A 14,674-nucleotide genomic window follows, 5' to 3' on the forward strand; every position below is an offset into this window, starting at 1 on the left:
GCCGCGCATCACCCGGCCAGCGCCCGCACCCCCGCCGTGACGACGACAGCCACCGCGATGACGACGAGGAACGGAGCCCGCAGCAGCAGCGCGGCGGCGGCCGCAGCGAGCCCCGCGGCCTTGGCGTCGAGCACCAGGGCCCGGCCCTCCGCGAAGGCCTGCTGGGCCGTGAGAGCGGCGAGCAGCGCGACCGGCAGCAGGGCGGCCATGCGTTTGACGAGCGGCCGCTCCAGGGCACCCGCGGGCACCAGGAGACCCACGAGCTTGACGGCGTAGCAGCCGACGGCGGTCACAGCGACGGCGATCCAGACGTTCAACGTGCTTCCCTCTCACGGTCACGGCGGCCCTCTACGTAGAGCACGGCCGGTACGGCCAGCGCGGCCGCGAGAACGGGCACGCCTACGGGGAGCACGGGCAGCAGACCGAGCCCCAGGAGGACGGCGACGGCGGCGACCGCGCGCTCCGTAGTGCCGCGCAGCATCGGTGCGAGCAGCGCGAGGAACACCGCAGGGCCCGCGGCGTCGAGCCCCCAGGTGCCGGTGTCGCCGATGGCCTCGGCGCCCACCGCGCCCACGAAGGTGGTGAGGTTCCACAGGGCGTAGAGGCTGAGCCCGGTGACGGCGAAGCCGATGCGGGCGCTGCGCCGTCCCGGCTGCGCCAGGGACACGGCCGTCGTCTCGTCGATCACCCAGTGGGCGGCGAAGGGCCGCACTGCCCGTGGGAGCGCGAGGAGTTGGGAGAGCCGCAGCCCGTAGAACGCGTTGCGCACACCGAGGAAAAATGCGCCCGCGGCGGCGGTGAAGGGGTTCCCGCCACCCGCGAGCGCGCCCACCAGGGCGAACTGTGAGGCGCCGGTGAACACCAGGAGGCTCAGGGCGCAGGTCTGCAGGACGGTGAGGCCGCTGCCCGCCGAGGTCACGCCGAAGGCGAATCCGGAGAGGCCCACGGCGACTCCGACGCCGAGCGCGTCACGGACGACAGCGGAGTCGGCCCGGTCCCTGCCGACAGCCCGGCCCCTGCCAACAGCCGGGTCCCTGCCGACAGCCGGGTCGCCGTCTGTGGCCTGGTCCGTGTCTACAGCCGGGTCTCCGTCTGCGGCGCTGCCCCTGCCTGGGGGTCGGGATATTTCTGCGGGTGTTGTTCGCTCTGCCACGCCGGGGACGCTACGAGGAGCGTGCGTACGCGGTCTTGTACGTTCTTGCGCTCCCGCTGGTAGGCGCCCGGGGGTACGCCGACGATGCGGGCGAAGTGGCGGTTGAGGTGCGGCTGGTCGGTGAAGCCGACGGCGACGGCCGCCTCGGCCGGGGTGACTCCGGCGTCGAGGAGGTGCCGGGCACGGCGTACGCGCGCGTCGGTCAGCCAGGCGTGCGGCGGCATGCCGTACGTGTCGCGGAAGGCGCGCAGCAGGGCGAAGGGCCCGACCCCGAGGTCCGTGGCGAGCCGCTCCAGGCTCGGCGGGTCGGTCAGGTGCTCTGCCAGGACGGCACGCGCGCGTGCGGCCACGCGTTCGCCCGCGGACCGCACGGTGCGCTGCGGCAGGCTGCCGCCGTTCAACCGCAGCAACCGGGTCACGGCGGTGCGCAGAAACGTGTCGGCGGCGAGCGCGTTGCCCTCCTCCGCGGCGCGCAGCACCTGGTGCACGAGGGTCACCGCGTACGGGTCGTCGAAGACCGGGCTGACGAAGCCGGGTGTGCCGCGCAGGGCGGTCGTCTCCGCCGCGATGGCGGCGACCACCTCCGGCGCCGGGTAGACGGCGCCGTAACGCCAGCCCTCGGAGTCCCCGGCGCGGCCGGTGTGCGGGGTGTCGGGGTTGATCAGGGCGATCGTTCCGGGTCCCGCGTGGCGGTCGTGGCCGGTGTGGCGGAACACGTCGACGCCCTCGGTGACCGCGGCCATCACGTAGTTCTCGTGGGTGTGGCGCACGAACGTCTTGCGGATGTAGCGGGCCCGCAGCAGGTCGACGCCCGGCAGTTCGGCGTAGGTCCAGTGGCGCGCCCGCTCGGCCGAACCTGTCATGCCCCCATTCTGCGCCAGCCCGCCGAATCGTCGTTCGCGCAGGTCACGGCCGTTGTCAGTGGCGGGGTGCACGATGGGGTCATGGTCAGGTCCGCACGCAGTCACCGCGCCGCCCTCGACGGCTTCTCCCCCGCGACCCGCGGCTGGTTCACGGGGGCCTTCTCCGCGCCCACGTCCGCGCAGGCCGGGGCGTGGCGGGCGATCGCGGAGGGCTCGGACGTGCTCGTGGTCGCGCCGACCGGCTCCGGCAAGACCCTGGCCGCGTTCCTCGCCGCCCTGGACCAGCTGGCCTCGACCCCGCCCCCGGCCGACCCGAAGCAGCGCTGCCGGGTGCTGTACGTATCGCCCCTGAAGGCCCTGGCGGTCGACGTGGAGCGGAACCTGCGCAGTCCGCTCACGGGAATCCGCCAGGAGTCCGTGCGCCTCGGACTGCCGGAGCCGGAGGTGCGGGTGGGCATCCGCTCCGGCGACACCCCGGCGGCCGAGCGCCGCGCCCTGGCCACGCGCCCGCCGGACATCCTGATCACGACCCCCGAGTCGCTGTTCCTGATGCTCACGTCGGCCACGCGTGACGCGCTGACGGGCATCGAGACGGTGATCGTCGACGAGGTGCACGCGGTCGCGGGGACGAAGCGCGGCGCTCATCTCGCCCTCTCCCTGGAGCGCCTTGACGCGCTTCTGAAGCGTCCCGCGCGCCGGATCGGCCTGTCGGCCACGGTGCGGCCGGTGGACGAGGTGGCGCGCTATCTCTCGCCGCAGCGCAAGGTGGAGATCGTCCAGCCGGAGTCGGGCAAGGAGTTCGACCTGTCGGTGGTCGTGCCCGTCGAGGACCTGGGCGAGCTGGGCGGCTCACCGGTGGCGGACTCCGACCAGGCCGCGGAGCGCCCGTCGATCTGGCCGCACGTCGAGGAGCGCATCGCCGATCTCGTCCAGGCGCATCGTTCCACGATCGTCTTCGCCAACTCCCGCCGCCTGGCGGAGCGCCTGTGCAACCGCCTGAACGAGATCGCGTACGAGCGCGCGACGGGCGAGCCCCTCCCCGAGGACCACACTCCGGCGGAGGTGATGGCGGAGTCGGGCGCGGCCAAGGGCGCGCCCCCGATCCTGGCGCGCGCCCACCACGGCTCCGTGTCCAAGGAGCAGCGGGCCCAGGTGGAGGAGGACCTGAAGGCGGGCCGGCTGCCCGCCGTGGTGGCCACGTCCAGCCTGGAGCTCGGCATCGACATGGGCGCCGTCGACCTGGTGGTGCAGGTCGAGTCGCCGCCGTCCGTGGCCTCCGGCCTGCAGCGGGTGGGCCGCGCGGGGCACCAGGTGGGCGCGGTCTCCACGGGCGTGGTCTTCCCGAAGTACCGCGGCGACCTGGTCCAGGCCGCCGTCGTCACGGAGCGGATGCGCAAGGGCGCCATCGAGTCGCTGCGCGTCCCGGCCAACCCCTTGGACGTGCTCGCCCAGCAGCTGGTCGCGATGGTCGCCCTGGACACATGGCAGGCGGACGACCTCCTCACCGTGGTCCGGGGCGCCGCGCCCTTCGCCTCGCTCCCCGAGTCGGCGTTCACGTCCGTCCTGGACATGCTCGCCGGGCGCTATCCGTCGGACGCCTTCGCGGAGTTGCGCCCGCGCGTGGTGTGGGACCGCGTCGCGGGCACGGTGACCGGCCGCCCCGGTGCGCAGCGCCTCGCGGTCACCTCCGGGGGCACGATTCCCGACCGCGGTCTGTTCGGCGTCTTCCTCGCGGGCGCCGACCCGAAGAAGGGCGGAGGCCGCGTCGGGGAGCTCGACGAGGAGATGGTCTACGAGTCCCGGGTGGGCGACGTGTTCACCCTGGGCACCAGCTCCTGGCGGATCGAGGACATCACGCGCGACCGCGTCCTCGTCTCCCCGGCACCCGGTGTCCCCGGACGGCTGCCGTTCTGGAAGGGCGACCAGCTGGGCCGCCCGCTCGAACTGGGCCGCGCCCTGGGCGCGTTCCTCCGCGAGATCGGCTCACTGCCGCAGGACGACGCGCGCGGGCGCCTCCAAGCCGCGGGCCTCGACACCTGGGCTGCGGACAACGTCCTGACGTACCTCACCGAGCAGCGCGAGGCCTGCGGCCACATCCCGGACGACCGCACGATCGTGGTCGAGCGGTTCCGCGACGAGCTGGGCGACTGGCGCGTCGTGGTGCACTCACCGTTCGGCGCGCAGGTGCACGCCCCGTGGGCGCTGGCCCTGGGCGCCCGCCTCACCGAGCGGTACGGCATGGACGCCCAGGTGATGCACGCCGACGACGGCATCGTGCTCCGTCTCCCGGACGCCGACCTGATGGGCCTCGACCTGCTCGACCAGGAACCCCTGGAGAGCACCGGCGGCGCTGGGGACGCGGCGTTCGACCCGGAGCAGGCCCCCGTAGGCGCGGGCGACGTGGCCTTCGACAAGGGCGAGGTCAGCCAGATCGTCACCGATCAGGTGGGGGGTTCGGCCCTGTTCGCCTCCCGCTTCCGCGAGTGCGCCGCCCGCGCGCTGCTGCTGCCGCGCCGCAGCCCCGGCAAGCGCACCCCCCTCTGGCAGCAGCGCCAGCGTGCCGCCCAACTCCTGGAGGTGACCAGCGAGTTCGGCTCCTTCCCGATCATCCTGGAGGCGGTCAGGGAGTGCCTCCAGGACGTCTTCGACGTACCGGGCCTGACGGAGCTGATGGGCGACATCGAGGCCCGCCGCGTCCGCCTCGTCGAGGTCACCACGCCGGAGCCGTCACCGTTCGCCCGCTCGCTCCTCTTCGGGTACGTGGCCCAGTTCCTGTACGAGGGCGACTCCCCTCTCGCCGAGCGACGCGCCGCGGCCCTGTCCCTGGACTCCCGCCTCCTGGCCGAGCTCCTGGGCCAGGCCGAACTGCGCGAGCTGCTCGACGCGGACGTCCTCACGGGCCTGGAGAGCGAGCTGCAGTGGCGCACGGACGACCGCCGCGTGAAGGACGCCGAAGGCGTCGCCGACCTGCTGCGGCTGCTCGGCCCGCTCACGGACGCCGAGCTTGCCGAGCGCGGCGCCGCACCCCAGTGGGCGCAGGACCTGGCGGGCGCCCGCCGCGCCATCCGCGTCCGCATCGCCGGGGCCGACCACTGGGCGTCGATCGAGGACGCGGGCCGACTGCGCGACGCGCTCGGGACGGCGCTCCCGGTCGGCGTCCCGGAGGCCTTCACGGAGCCGGTCAAGGACCCGCTGGGCGACCTCCTCTCGCGCTACGCCCGCACGCACGGCCCGTTCACCTCCGCGACGGCCGCCGCGCGCTTCGGCCTCGGCACCGCCGTCACCGAGGGCGCGCTGCAGCGCCTCGCGGCGAACGGCCGGGTCGTCCAGGGCGAGTTCCATCCGGCGGGCATCGGCCAGGAGTGGTGCGACGCGACGGTGCTGCGCCGCCTGCGCCGCCGGTCGCTCGCCGCGCTGCGCCAGGAGCTGGAGCCGGTGCCCCCGGCCGCCCTGGCCCAGTTCCTGCCGCAGTGGCAGCACTTGAGCGGCCACGGCCTGCGCGGCATCGACGGCCTCGTGCGCGCCGTGGAACAGCTCCAGGGCGCGTCCATGCCGGCCTCCGCTCTCGAAAAGCTCGTCCTCCCCTCCCGAGTCACCGGGTACGCGCCGGCGATGCTCGACGAACTCACCGCCGCCGGAGAGGTCGTATGGGCCGGAGCCGGGTCGCTGCCCGGCAAGGACGGCTGGGTCTCGCTCTACCTGGCCGACGCCGCCCCTCTGCTCCTCCCGCCCCCGCACCCCCTGGAGCTCACCGCACTCCACCAATCGGTCCTGGACACCCTCTCCGGGGGCTACGGCCTGTTCTTCCGCCAGATCGCCGACCAGGTCCGCGCCACGACCCACCCCGACGCCTCCGATCCCCACCTGGCCGACGCGGTCTGGGACCTGGCCTGGTCGGGCCGTCTCACCAACGACACGCTGGCCCCGATGCGCTCCCTCCTCGGTTCGGGCCGCACCGCGGGCTCCACGGCCCACCGCGCCAAGCGCACGATCCCGCGCGGCCGGTACGGCAGCCTGACCGTCGCGGCCCGCCCCGCCTCCCGCACCGGCCCGCCGACCGTCGCGGGCCGCTGGTCCCTGCTGCCCGCCCGGGAGCCCGACACGACGCTGCGCGCCCACGCCCTGACCCGGACCCTCCTCGACCGGCACGGCGTGGTGACCCGCGGCGCCGTCGCGGCCGAGGGAGTCGAGGGCGGCTTCTCGGCGACGTACCGCGTCCTGTCGGCCTTCGAGGACAACGGCCAGGCGCGCCGGGGGTACGTGGTGGAGGGGCTCGGCGCCGCGCAGTTCGCGATGGACGGCGCCGTGGACCGGCTGCGGGCGGCGGCGAGCGCCCGCGAGCGGGCGGGCGGTGCCACGGCCGCCGACGCCCAGGCGGTCGTCCTCGCCGCCGCCGACCCGGCCAACGCCTACGGGGCCGCGCTGCCCTGGCCCGACCCGCCCGCCGAGGCCGGCCACAAGCCGGGCCGCAAGGCGGGCTCCCTCGTCGTCCTCGTGGACGGAGAGCTGACGCTGTACATGGAGCGCGGCGGCAAGACACTCCTCGCCTGGCCCGGCACCGGCGAGTCCCCCACGCCCGACGCCCCCTCGCCCACCCGCGACCCCCGCCTCCTGGCAGCCGCCGCATCCCTGGCCGCGGCGGCGAAGGCGGGCGCACTCGGCACGGTCACCGTGGAGCGCATCAACGGCTCCCCCGCCCTGACCTCCCCGTACGCCCCCCTACTGGAATCCTCCGGCTTCCACGCCACCCCCAGAGGCCTCCGCCTACGCCCCTGACGCCCACCTCCGACCAACTCCAGCCCCCCTCTCCGTACCAGCGACCCGGCACGTGGGCTTGTGCCCACCCGTCCCGCCCTGCGGGACGCCTGCCCACAGCAGGAGCGACATACAGCAGAAGCGGCACCGAACACCCCCACCGGGCCGCAGCCGCCTCCGAAACCGAAGGGGCCGCGCCGGTATGTCCGCCCGCAGCACGCTCACAAAAGCCCCCGTCACCCCAAGGATGACTGCGCAAAGGGATGGCGAGGACGGACATACCGGCGCGGCCCCGCCGCACAACAAACCGTAGGCGCCACCCCCACCGGGGGAGAGCCACCCAACCGCCCAAGGCGCCCCGCCAGAACCCGCGCCCCGCCAGCAAAGAGCTGCCACCCTGACCCCATGCCCGAAGGAGACACCGTCCACCAGACGGCCCGACGCCTGCACCAGGCCCTGGCCGGCCACCCCCTCACCCGCTCCGACCTCCGCGTCCCCAAGCTCGCGACGGTCGACCTCACGGGCCGCACCGTCCTGGACGTCACCCCGCGCGGCAAGCACCTCCTCACCCGCATCGAGGGCGGCCTCACCCTCCACTCGCACCTGCGCATGGACGGCTCCTGGCAGGTGTACGCCCCGCACGAGCGCTGGCGCGGCGGCCCCGGCCACCAGATCCGCGCCATCCTGGCCACCGCCGACCGCACGGCCGTCGGCTACCGCCTGCCCGTCCTTGAACTGCTCCGCACCACCGCCGAGGACCACGCCGTCGGCCACCTGGGCCCCGACCTCCTGGGCCCGGACTGGGACCCCGACCAGGCGCTCCGCAACCTCCTCGCGGCCCCGGAGCGCCCACTCGGCGAGGCCCTGCTGGACCAGCGCAACCTCGCGGGCATCGGCAACATCTACAAGAGCGAGCTGTGCTTCCTGCTCGGCGTCACCCCTTGGCTGCCCGTCGGCGAACTCCCCGCCGAGACCGCGGCACGCCTGCCCACGCTCGCCAAGAAGCTGCTCGAAGCCAATCGCGACCGCCCGGCCCGCACGACCACGGGAAGCACCCGCCCCGGTCAGCGCCTGTACGTATACGGCCGCGCGCCCCGCCCCTGTCTGCGCTGCGGCACCCCGCTGCGCACGGCGGACCAGGGCGACGGCTCCCGCGAGCGCCCGACGTACTGGTGCCCGACCTGCCAGCGAGGCCCGACCCCCGCGCCCGCCCCGACCTCCCCACCCGCAAAGCATTGACGCACCGTCAGATCCCCTCGTACGGTCCGCTCATGCCCGTCACGGCGTACGACCTCACCGGACGCACCGTGTTCGTCACCGGCGCCGCGAGCGGCATAGGCCGCGCCACCGCCGTCCTGCTCGCGGAGGCGGGCGCCACCGTCCACTGTGCCGACCGCGACGCGCCGGGCCTCGACGAGACGGTGGCCGACATCACGGCCCGCGGCGCCACCGCGCACCCGCACCCCATGGACGTGACCGACAAGGCACAGGTGGACCGGGCGGTCGCCGACGCCACCGCGGCGACGGGCCGCCTCGACGTCCTGGCCGCCATCGCCGGGATCATGCACAGCAGCCCCGTACTGGAGACCCGGGACGAGGACCTGGACCGGGTCCTGAACGTGAACTTCAAAGGCGTCCTGTACGCATGCCAGGCGGCCGTCCGGGCCATGCTGGCCGCGGGCTCGGGCGGCAGCATCGTCACCATGGCGTCAGGCGCCGTCGACTCCGGCCGACCCGGGCTGCTCTGCTACGGCGCGGCGAAGGCGGCGGTGGTGCAGCTGACGAAGACGCTGGCGACGGAGGTCGGCGCCCACGGCATCCGGGTCAACGCGGTGGCGCCGGGGTGGATCCGTACGCCGATGACGGACCGCCACGACGCGGCCGCGCAGGCATACTCCGAGAACCTCATGGCCCGCAGATCGCCCCTGGGCCGGGTCGGCGAGCCGGACGACGTCGCGCACACCGTGCTGTACCTGGCGTCGGACGCATCGGCGTTCATGACCGGCCAGATCCTCCGCCCGAACGGCGGCGTCGCCATGCCCTGGTGACCCCCGCGGCCCGCTCCTTGGGCACGCAGTGCACGGGCAACAGGCTCAACCCCCACCCCCCGGCCGCGACCGCCCCCTCGAAGACCCCGGCGTCAGGCGTCAGCGCCAGCCGGAGCACCGCCCACCACCACAGCGCGGCGAGGCCCAGAGCAGGCGCCCACCGAAGGACGCGCCACGCCACGACCGCCACCTCCCGCTGCCACCTCCCGCTGTCGCTCCACGCCGGGAACCACGCCGGGAACCACGGCCAAGAACCGAACCACGACCAAGAACCGCTGCCCGACCACAGGCTTCCGAGTCTCCCCCGCCCCACGACGGACCGCATCAGCAGACAGCAGACAGCAGAAAATGGGGTGGCCCCCCGACAACCGACAGTCGGAGGACCACCCCATCCGCCCCAAAGCTTCCGGCGTCCGGCCCGCTACCCGTTCTCGGCCTGGAACATCCAGTGGTGCTTCTCCAGGTCCGCCGTGATCCCGATGAAGATGTCCTGGCTCACCGGGTCGGCGTCACCGGTCGCGTTCACCCGCTCACGCATCCGCGTGATCACCGCGCCGAGGGCGTCCACGAGTGTCCCCACCGCGTCCGCGTCCTTGACCCAGCCGTCGCCGACCGCGCCGATTCCGCTGCTGGCCGCCACCGTGGCCGCGCGCCCGTCGGGCGACACCCCGAGCGTCGAGGCCCGCTCGGCGACCGTGTCGGAGTGCTGGCGCGCGGTGTCGACGACCTCGTCGAGCTGAAGGTGGACGGAGCGGAAGCGCGGGCCGACCACGTTCCAGTGGATCTGCTTGGCGACCAGGGACAGGTCGACAAGGTCCACGAGGGCGCCTTGCAGGGCCTCGGCCACCGTCTTCAGGTCATCGTCGGGCAAGGGGCTCTTCACTACGTACATAGGCCACCTCCGCGTATCAGGAGTCGTGCAGGAGGGTGTAGGGCCCGGCTACCCGCCCACCCCGGCACAAAACCCCCATCAACCATCGCGCACCCGCACCATTACGGCCACTTCGGGCACCACCGGAACGCCCGGGCGACGGGATGGCCCACGACAGCGAAAGCCCCGGCCAGAACTTCCCCGGCCGGGGCTTCACAGGGGTTTCACCTACGTGCCGTGCTCCCCTGACGCGTGATCGGTGGCCCGAACCACCGCGTGATCGGCAGCCCGAACATCACGCGGCGACGACGTCTACCGCCTCCGCAGGCGCCTTGATCGTCACCCGTTCCGGTGGCACGCCGGTCACCGAGACGGAATTGAGCATCGGTCGGACCGGTGCGCGCACCGGTTCCGTGGCCGCTGCCGACTCGGCCAGCTCGGCGAGCGAGAGCTCGTCGCTCACTTCTCGCATGAGCTCGGACATCCGTACGTCAAGCGCGTCGCAGATCGCGGAAAGCAGCTCGGAGGAAGCCTCCTTCTGCCCCCGCTCCACCTCGGAGAGATAGCCGAGCGATACTCGGGCGGACGAGGAGACTTCGCGCAGAGTACGGCCCTGGCGCTGGCGCTGCCGACGCAGCACGTCACCCAGCAGGCGACGGAGCAGAATCATCGGTGGCTCCCTCCTCGGACCGCGTAGCCGCATCCTTCACGCCCCACCGTACCGCCTTGCGCGGCGGCCGTGCGGGGAGCGATGTCGTGTTCACTCAGGGCTGCAAACATCAAGTCCCCCCGTTCTGTTCCGTATCCTGTGCCCGCCCATTCTCGGCACGTTCGCCGGAGAGCCGCTCGACGAGCAGCTCCAGCACGCTGCGTACGCTCTCCATACGGATTTCCGTACGGTTTCCGTTCAACCGCAGCGCGGCCACATTCCCCTCAGAGCGAAGCGGGGAACCGTGCCCAGCGCCGCCAAAATCCGTCACCGCGCCGTCGAAATCCGACCGCGCATCGCCGGAATCCGCCCCCGGACCGTGAAATTCCGGCCCCGCATCGCCAGAATCCGGCCCCGCGCCGCGCGGATCCAGCCCCGCACCGCGGGAATCCGGTCCCGCACCAGCGGGAACCGGCCCGGCACCAGCGGAAACCGGCCCGGCCACGGCCACGAACACCGTCCCCACCGGCTGCCCGTCCTGCGGCTCAGGGCCGGCGACACCCGTCGTCGCCACGCCCCAGTCCGCCCCGAGCAGCCGCCTGGCCCCGGCCGCCATCTGGAGGGCGACCTCGGCGTCCACGGCCCCGCGGGCGGCGAGGAGCGCGCCGTCGACCCCGAGGACGTCCCGCTTCAGCTCCGTCGCGTACGCGGTCACCGCCCCCCGGAAGGCCCGGGAGGCCCCCGGCACGGCCGTCACCTCGGCGGCCACCAGGCCCCCGGTGAGCGACTCGGCGACCGCCAGCGTCTCCCCGCGCTCCCGCAACAGCCGCAGCGCCTCCTCAGCGACCCCGGAAACACCGGAAGCACCGGAAGCACCAGGAACACCGAAAACACCAGAGGCACCACAGGCACCAGAAGCACCAGCGGCACCAGAAACAGGAGCTCCCCCACCGACCTCCCGCGCCGCAGGCGGCACCGCAGACGTCACTGCGACCGCTCCGGACCCGAAACCGCCTCCGAGGCCGCCTCAGAAGCCGTCTCCGAGGCCGCGTCGGACTCCGGGACCGCCCCAGGCTCCGGCGCCTCACCCGACACCCCGCCGGAGGCCTCCGCGGCCATCCCCCGGCGCCGCAGCACAATGGCCTGTTTCACATAGTCGAGCCCGGTCACCACGGTCAGCACGACCGCGACGGCCATCACCCAGAACCGCAGCGTCGCGAGCGGCCCGGTCAGCGCCAGGACGTACATCCCGACGGCCGTGCCCTGCGCGAGCGTCTTCATCTTGCCGCCGCGGCTGGCCGGAATGACGCCGTAGCGGATCACCCAGAACCGCAGCAGCGTGATCCCCAGCTCACGCCCGAGGATCACCCCGGTCACCCACCACGGCAGGTCGCCGAGCCAGGACAGACAGATCAGGGCGGCCCCCATGATCGCCTTGTCGGCGATCGGGTCGGCGATCTTCCCGAAGTCCGTGACCAGGTTGTACGTGCGGGCCAGATGACCGTCGAACAGGTCGGTGATCATGGCGATGGCGAAGGCGGCCCAGGCGAACGAGCGCCAGGCCGGGTCGTACCCGCCGTCGGCCAGGAGCAGCATCACGAAGCCGGGCACGAGCAGCAGCCGGATCATGGTCAGCAGGTTCGCGACGTTCCACAGACTGGCCTGGTCCATCGCGGCGGCGCCCAGCTTTCCGCCGCGCACCGGCTTCGCGCCCGGCGCGCCGGAGCCGCCCGCCGCGGATGCCGGGACCTGGGTCATCTGACCGTCCCTTCGCCGACGCCATGGGGCCCGTCGGCACCGACGGGCGTCTCGCCAAGGACCTCGCACCGCTCAGCCACCAGATCCACGCCCTCCGTGCCGACGACCTTTGCCACGACCATACGGCCGACCAGCAGATCGTCCCCAGGCGTGGCGTCCGCGAACCGGATCTGGCCGTCCGTCTCGGGGGCCTGGTGCGCGGCGCGGCCGATGGCGCCCTCGTCCTCGTCGACGGCCTCGATCAGGACCTCGACCGTCTCGCCGACGCGCTCATCGGCGCGCTGCGAGGTCAGCTCCTCGGCGAGCCGGGACACGCGCGCGAGGCGCTCGTCGACGACGTCCTGGTCGAGCTTGTGCTCGTACGTCGCCGCTTCGGTGCCCTCCTCGTCCGAGTACCCGAAGACGCCGATGGCGTCGAGGCGCGCGCCCGTGAGGAACCGCTCGAGCTCGGCCACGTCGGCCTCGGTCTCGCCGGGGAAGCCCACGATGAAGTTCGAGCGCACTCCGGCCTGCGGGGCCTTGGAGCGGATCGTGTCGAGCAGCTCCAGGAAGCGGTCGGTGTCCCCGAAGCGCCGCATCGCGCGCAGCACGCCGGGCGCGGAGTGCTGGAAGGACAGGTCGAAGTACGGCACGACCTTCTCCGTCGACGTCAGGACGTCGATGAGGCCGGGGCGCATCTCGGCGGGCTGGAGGTAGCTGACCCGCACGCGCTCGATGCCGTCGACGGCCGCCAGCTCGGGCAGCAGCGTCTCCAGGAGCCGGATGTCGCCGAGGTCCTTGCCGTACGAGGTGTTGTTCTCGGAGACCAGCATGATCTCCTTGACGCCCTGCTCGGCCAGCCAGCGGGTCTCCCCCAGGACGTCCGAAGGACGCCGCGAGATGAACGAGCCGCGGAACGACGGGATGGCGCAGAACGAGCACCTGCGGTCGCAGCCGGAGGCGAGCTTGACGGAGGCGACGGGGCTGCCGCCGAGGCGGCGGCGGAGCGGCGCGCGCGGCCCGGAGGCGGGCGCGACGCCCTCCGGCAGGTCGACGGGCGCGTGGCCCGGCAGGGCGACCTCCGACTGGGCCTCCTGGCGCTCGGCCGGGCTGATCGGAAGCAGCTTGCGGCGGTCGCGCGGGGTGTGCGAGGCGTGGATGCCGCCGTTCAGGATGGTCTGCAGGCGGTCCGAGATGTTCGCGTAGTCGTCGAAGCCCAGGACGCCGTCAGCCTCGGGCAGGGCTTCGGCGAGCTCCTTGCCGTAGCGCTCGGCCATGCACCCGACGGCCACGACGGCCTGGGTGCGGCCGTGGCCCTTGAGATCGTTGGCTTCGAGGAGGGCGTCGACGGAGTCCTTCTTGGCGGCTTCGACGAAGCCGCAGGTGTTGACGACGGCGACGTCCGCGTTCTCGGCGTCCTCGACGAGGGCCCAGCCGTCCGCCTCCAAGCGGCCTGCGAGCTCCTCCGAGTCCACCTCGTTACGGGCGCAGCCAAGCGTGACAAGGGCGACAGTGCGGCGTTCGGGCATGGTCTCAAGACTACTTCGTCCATGCGTCGGCGCCCGCCGCCAGGGTTCCTGGTGCTCGCGGCGGGCGCGCGGGGGCGGCGCAGGTCAGCCGACTTCCGGGTCGCCCTTCGTGTACGTGAGGCGCTCGACCTGGCCCGGTTCGAATTCGTTGTCGACCTGCTTGCCGTTCACGAAGAGCTTGATCGCTCCGGCGTCGCCGAGCACGAGGTCGATCTTCGTCTTGTCCTGGAAGGTCTTGGACTCGCCCTGCTTGAGCAGCCCGTCGAAGAGCAGTCGGCCGTTGTGGTCCTTAGCCGAGATCCAGCTGCGGCCGTCGGCCGCGTCCACCTTGACCGTCACCTTGTCCCGCGGCACGCCGGCGATCGCGCTGTCCGACGGGTCCGGCTTGGGGTCGGCGGGCTTGGACGGGCTCGGCTTGGGCGCGGCGGGCTTGCCGGTGTCGGGCGTGGAGCCGTCGGCGACCTGCTTCGAGCCTTCGCCGTCGTCACCGCTGAACGCCGTGTACGCGACGAAGCCGATCACCGCGACGATCGCGGCGACCATGGCCGCCGTCCAGTTCGGCCGGCGCGGCTCGGAGCGGATCCGCTCGGCCTCGAACAGCGGCGCGGCCGGCGTCGGCGCCGGGGGCCTGCCGCCGTGCCCCTCGTCGTACTGGGCCAGCAGCGGGGCCGGGTCGACGTGGACGGCGCGGGCGAGCGTGCGGATGTGCCCCCGCGCGTACACGTCGCCGCCGCAGCGCGAGAAGTCGTCCTGCTCGATCGCCTGGACGATCGGGATGCGCACCCGGGTGGACGAGCTGATCTCGTCGATGGTCAGACCCGCGTCGATGCGCGCCTTCCGCAGGGCCTGGCCGATCGAGGGGCGATCCTCCGTGGGCCGCTCCTGAGCGGGGCCGTCCGCCGCCGGGCGGTCGTCTGCGAGGCGGTCGTCTGAAGGGTGGTCGTCTTCAGGAGAGTTGCCGATGGACACGGGTGCGCCTTTCGAGCGTGTAGCCACCTGCCGGACATTCAGTCTAGGGGGGCTGAGAAAGGGTGGGGCAACCGGGCGGACGGACTTTGTACGCCATCAG

12 protein-coding genes are annotated in these 14,674 nt (G+C 73.2%); 3 read left to right on the forward strand and 9 right to left on the reverse strand.

All coding sequences use genetic code 11. The annotated features are described in order from the left end of the window. Positions 1 to 8 precede the first annotated feature (8 nt). The 3 genes from ACFWZ5_RS16275 to ACFWZ5_RS16285 are packed head-to-tail and all read right to left on the reverse strand — an operon-like array spanning position 9 to position 2,016. On the reverse strand, positions 9 to 317 hold the full coding sequence (locus tag ACFWZ5_RS16275) for an AzlD domain-containing protein (RefSeq protein WP_384791634.1): 309 nt from the start codon (positions 315 to 317) through the stop codon (positions 9 to 11). Continuing rightward, positions 314 to 1,153 (reverse strand): AzlC family ABC transporter permease, encoded by an 840-nt coding sequence (locus ACFWZ5_RS16280; RefSeq protein WP_384791637.1) that lies wholly within the window; start codon positions 1,151 to 1,153, stop codon positions 314 to 316. The genes ACFWZ5_RS16275 and ACFWZ5_RS16280 overlap by 4 nt, the downstream gene beginning before the upstream one ends. Then, positions 1,075 to 2,016: an AraC family transcriptional regulator gene (locus tag ACFWZ5_RS16285; protein WP_384791639.1), complete on the reverse strand. Its 942-nt coding sequence runs from the start codon at positions 2,014 to 2,016 to the stop codon at positions 1,075 to 1,077. The genes ACFWZ5_RS16280 and ACFWZ5_RS16285 overlap by 79 nt, the downstream gene beginning before the upstream one ends. Before the next feature lie 81 nt (positions 2,017 to 2,097). Here ACFWZ5_RS16285 and ACFWZ5_RS16290 point away from each other — a divergent pair, with 81 nt between their 5' ends. The 3 genes from ACFWZ5_RS16290 to ACFWZ5_RS16300 all read left to right on the forward strand — a co-directional run bounded on the left by ACFWZ5_RS16290 (position 2,098) and on the right by ACFWZ5_RS16300 (position 8,819). Then, entirely contained in the window at positions 2,098 to 6,792 is a 4,695-nt protein-coding gene (locus tag ACFWZ5_RS16290; RefSeq protein WP_384791642.1) for a DEAD/DEAH box helicase, read from the forward strand. Between the two features lie 384 nt (positions 6,793 to 7,176). After that, positions 7,177 to 8,010 (forward strand): DNA-formamidopyrimidine glycosylase family protein, encoded by an 834-nt coding sequence (locus ACFWZ5_RS16295; protein WP_384791645.1) that lies wholly within the window; start codon positions 7,177 to 7,179, stop codon positions 8,008 to 8,010. A gap of 32 nt (positions 8,011 to 8,042) precedes the next feature. Beyond that, positions 8,043 to 8,819, forward strand: coding sequence for an SDR family NAD(P)-dependent oxidoreductase (locus ACFWZ5_RS16300; protein WP_384791648.1), 777 nt, complete (start codon positions 8,043 to 8,045; stop codon positions 8,817 to 8,819). A 421-nt stretch (positions 8,820 to 9,240) separates the two neighbouring features. Here ACFWZ5_RS16300 and ACFWZ5_RS16305 read toward each other — a convergent pair whose 3' ends face one another. From ACFWZ5_RS16305 to ACFWZ5_RS16330, 6 genes are all read right to left on the reverse strand, one after another. Further along, on the reverse strand, positions 9,241 to 9,711 hold the full coding sequence (locus tag ACFWZ5_RS16305; RefSeq protein WP_384791651.1) for a Dps family protein: 471 nt from the start codon (positions 9,709 to 9,711) through the stop codon (positions 9,241 to 9,243). A 274-nt stretch (positions 9,712 to 9,985) separates the two neighbouring features. After that, positions 9,986 to 10,360, reverse strand: coding sequence for a helix-turn-helix domain-containing protein (locus ACFWZ5_RS16310; RefSeq protein ID WP_030688912.1), 375 nt, complete (start codon positions 10,358 to 10,360; stop codon positions 9,986 to 9,988). A gap of 109 nt (positions 10,361 to 10,469) precedes the next feature. Then, the gene (locus ACFWZ5_RS16315) at positions 10,470 to 11,162 is read right to left on the reverse strand and encodes a CinA family protein (protein ID WP_384791655.1); all 693 of its coding nucleotides are present in this window, start codon (positions 11,160 to 11,162) and stop codon (positions 10,470 to 10,472) included. Between the two features lie 161 nt (positions 11,163 to 11,323). Then, positions 11,324 to 12,097 (reverse strand): CDP-diacylglycerol--glycerol-3-phosphate 3-phosphatidyltransferase, encoded by a 774-nt coding sequence (gene pgsA / locus ACFWZ5_RS16320; protein ID WP_384791658.1) that lies wholly within the window; start codon positions 12,095 to 12,097, stop codon positions 11,324 to 11,326. Then, positions 12,094 to 13,605: a 30S ribosomal protein S12 methylthiotransferase RimO gene (gene rimO, locus ACFWZ5_RS16325; protein WP_384791661.1), complete on the reverse strand. Its 1,512-nt coding sequence runs from the start codon at positions 13,603 to 13,605 to the stop codon at positions 12,094 to 12,096. The genes pgsA and rimO overlap by 4 nt, the downstream gene beginning before the upstream one ends. A gap of 84 nt (positions 13,606 to 13,689) precedes the next feature. Further along, positions 13,690 to 14,574: a helix-turn-helix domain-containing protein gene (locus ACFWZ5_RS16330; protein ID WP_384791664.1), complete on the reverse strand. Its 885-nt coding sequence runs from the start codon at positions 14,572 to 14,574 to the stop codon at positions 13,690 to 13,692. Positions 14,575 to 14,674: the final 100 nt, after the last annotated feature.

The organism is Streptomyces sp. NPDC059003 (assembly GCF_042740445.1).
Classification (GTDB): domain Bacteria; phylum Actinomycetota; class Actinomycetes; order Streptomycetales; family Streptomycetaceae; genus Streptomyces.

Excerpts from the sequence above, each read along its gene's own strand:
- ACFWZ5_RS16290 (WP_384791642.1), top strand. The coding sequence starts at position 2,098 with ATGGTCAGGTCCGCACGCAGTCACCGCGCCGCCCTCGACGGCTTCTCC.
- ACFWZ5_RS16310 (WP_030688912.1), bottom strand. The coding sequence starts at position 10,360 with ATGATTCTGCTCCGTCGCCTGCTGGGTGACGTGCTGCGTCGGCAGCGC.
- rimO (WP_384791661.1), bottom strand. The coding sequence starts at position 13,605 with ATGCCCGAACGCCGCACTGTCGCCCTTGTCACGCTTGGCTGCGCCCGT.
- ACFWZ5_RS16305 (WP_384791651.1), bottom strand. The coding sequence starts at position 9,711 with ATGTACGTAGTGAAGAGCCCCTTGCCCGACGATGACCTGAAGACGGTG.
- ACFWZ5_RS16285 (WP_384791639.1), bottom strand. The coding sequence starts at position 2,016 with ATGACAGGTTCGGCCGAGCGGGCGCGCCACTGGACCTACGCCGAACTG.
- ACFWZ5_RS16295 (WP_384791645.1), top strand. The coding sequence starts at position 7,177 with ATGCCCGAAGGAGACACCGTCCACCAGACGGCCCGACGCCTGCACCAG.
- ACFWZ5_RS16300 (WP_384791648.1), top strand. The coding sequence starts at position 8,043 with ATGCCCGTCACGGCGTACGACCTCACCGGACGCACCGTGTTCGTCACC.
- pgsA (WP_384791658.1), bottom strand. The coding sequence starts at position 12,097 with ATGACCCAGGTCCCGGCATCCGCGGCGGGCGGCTCCGGCGCGCCGGGC.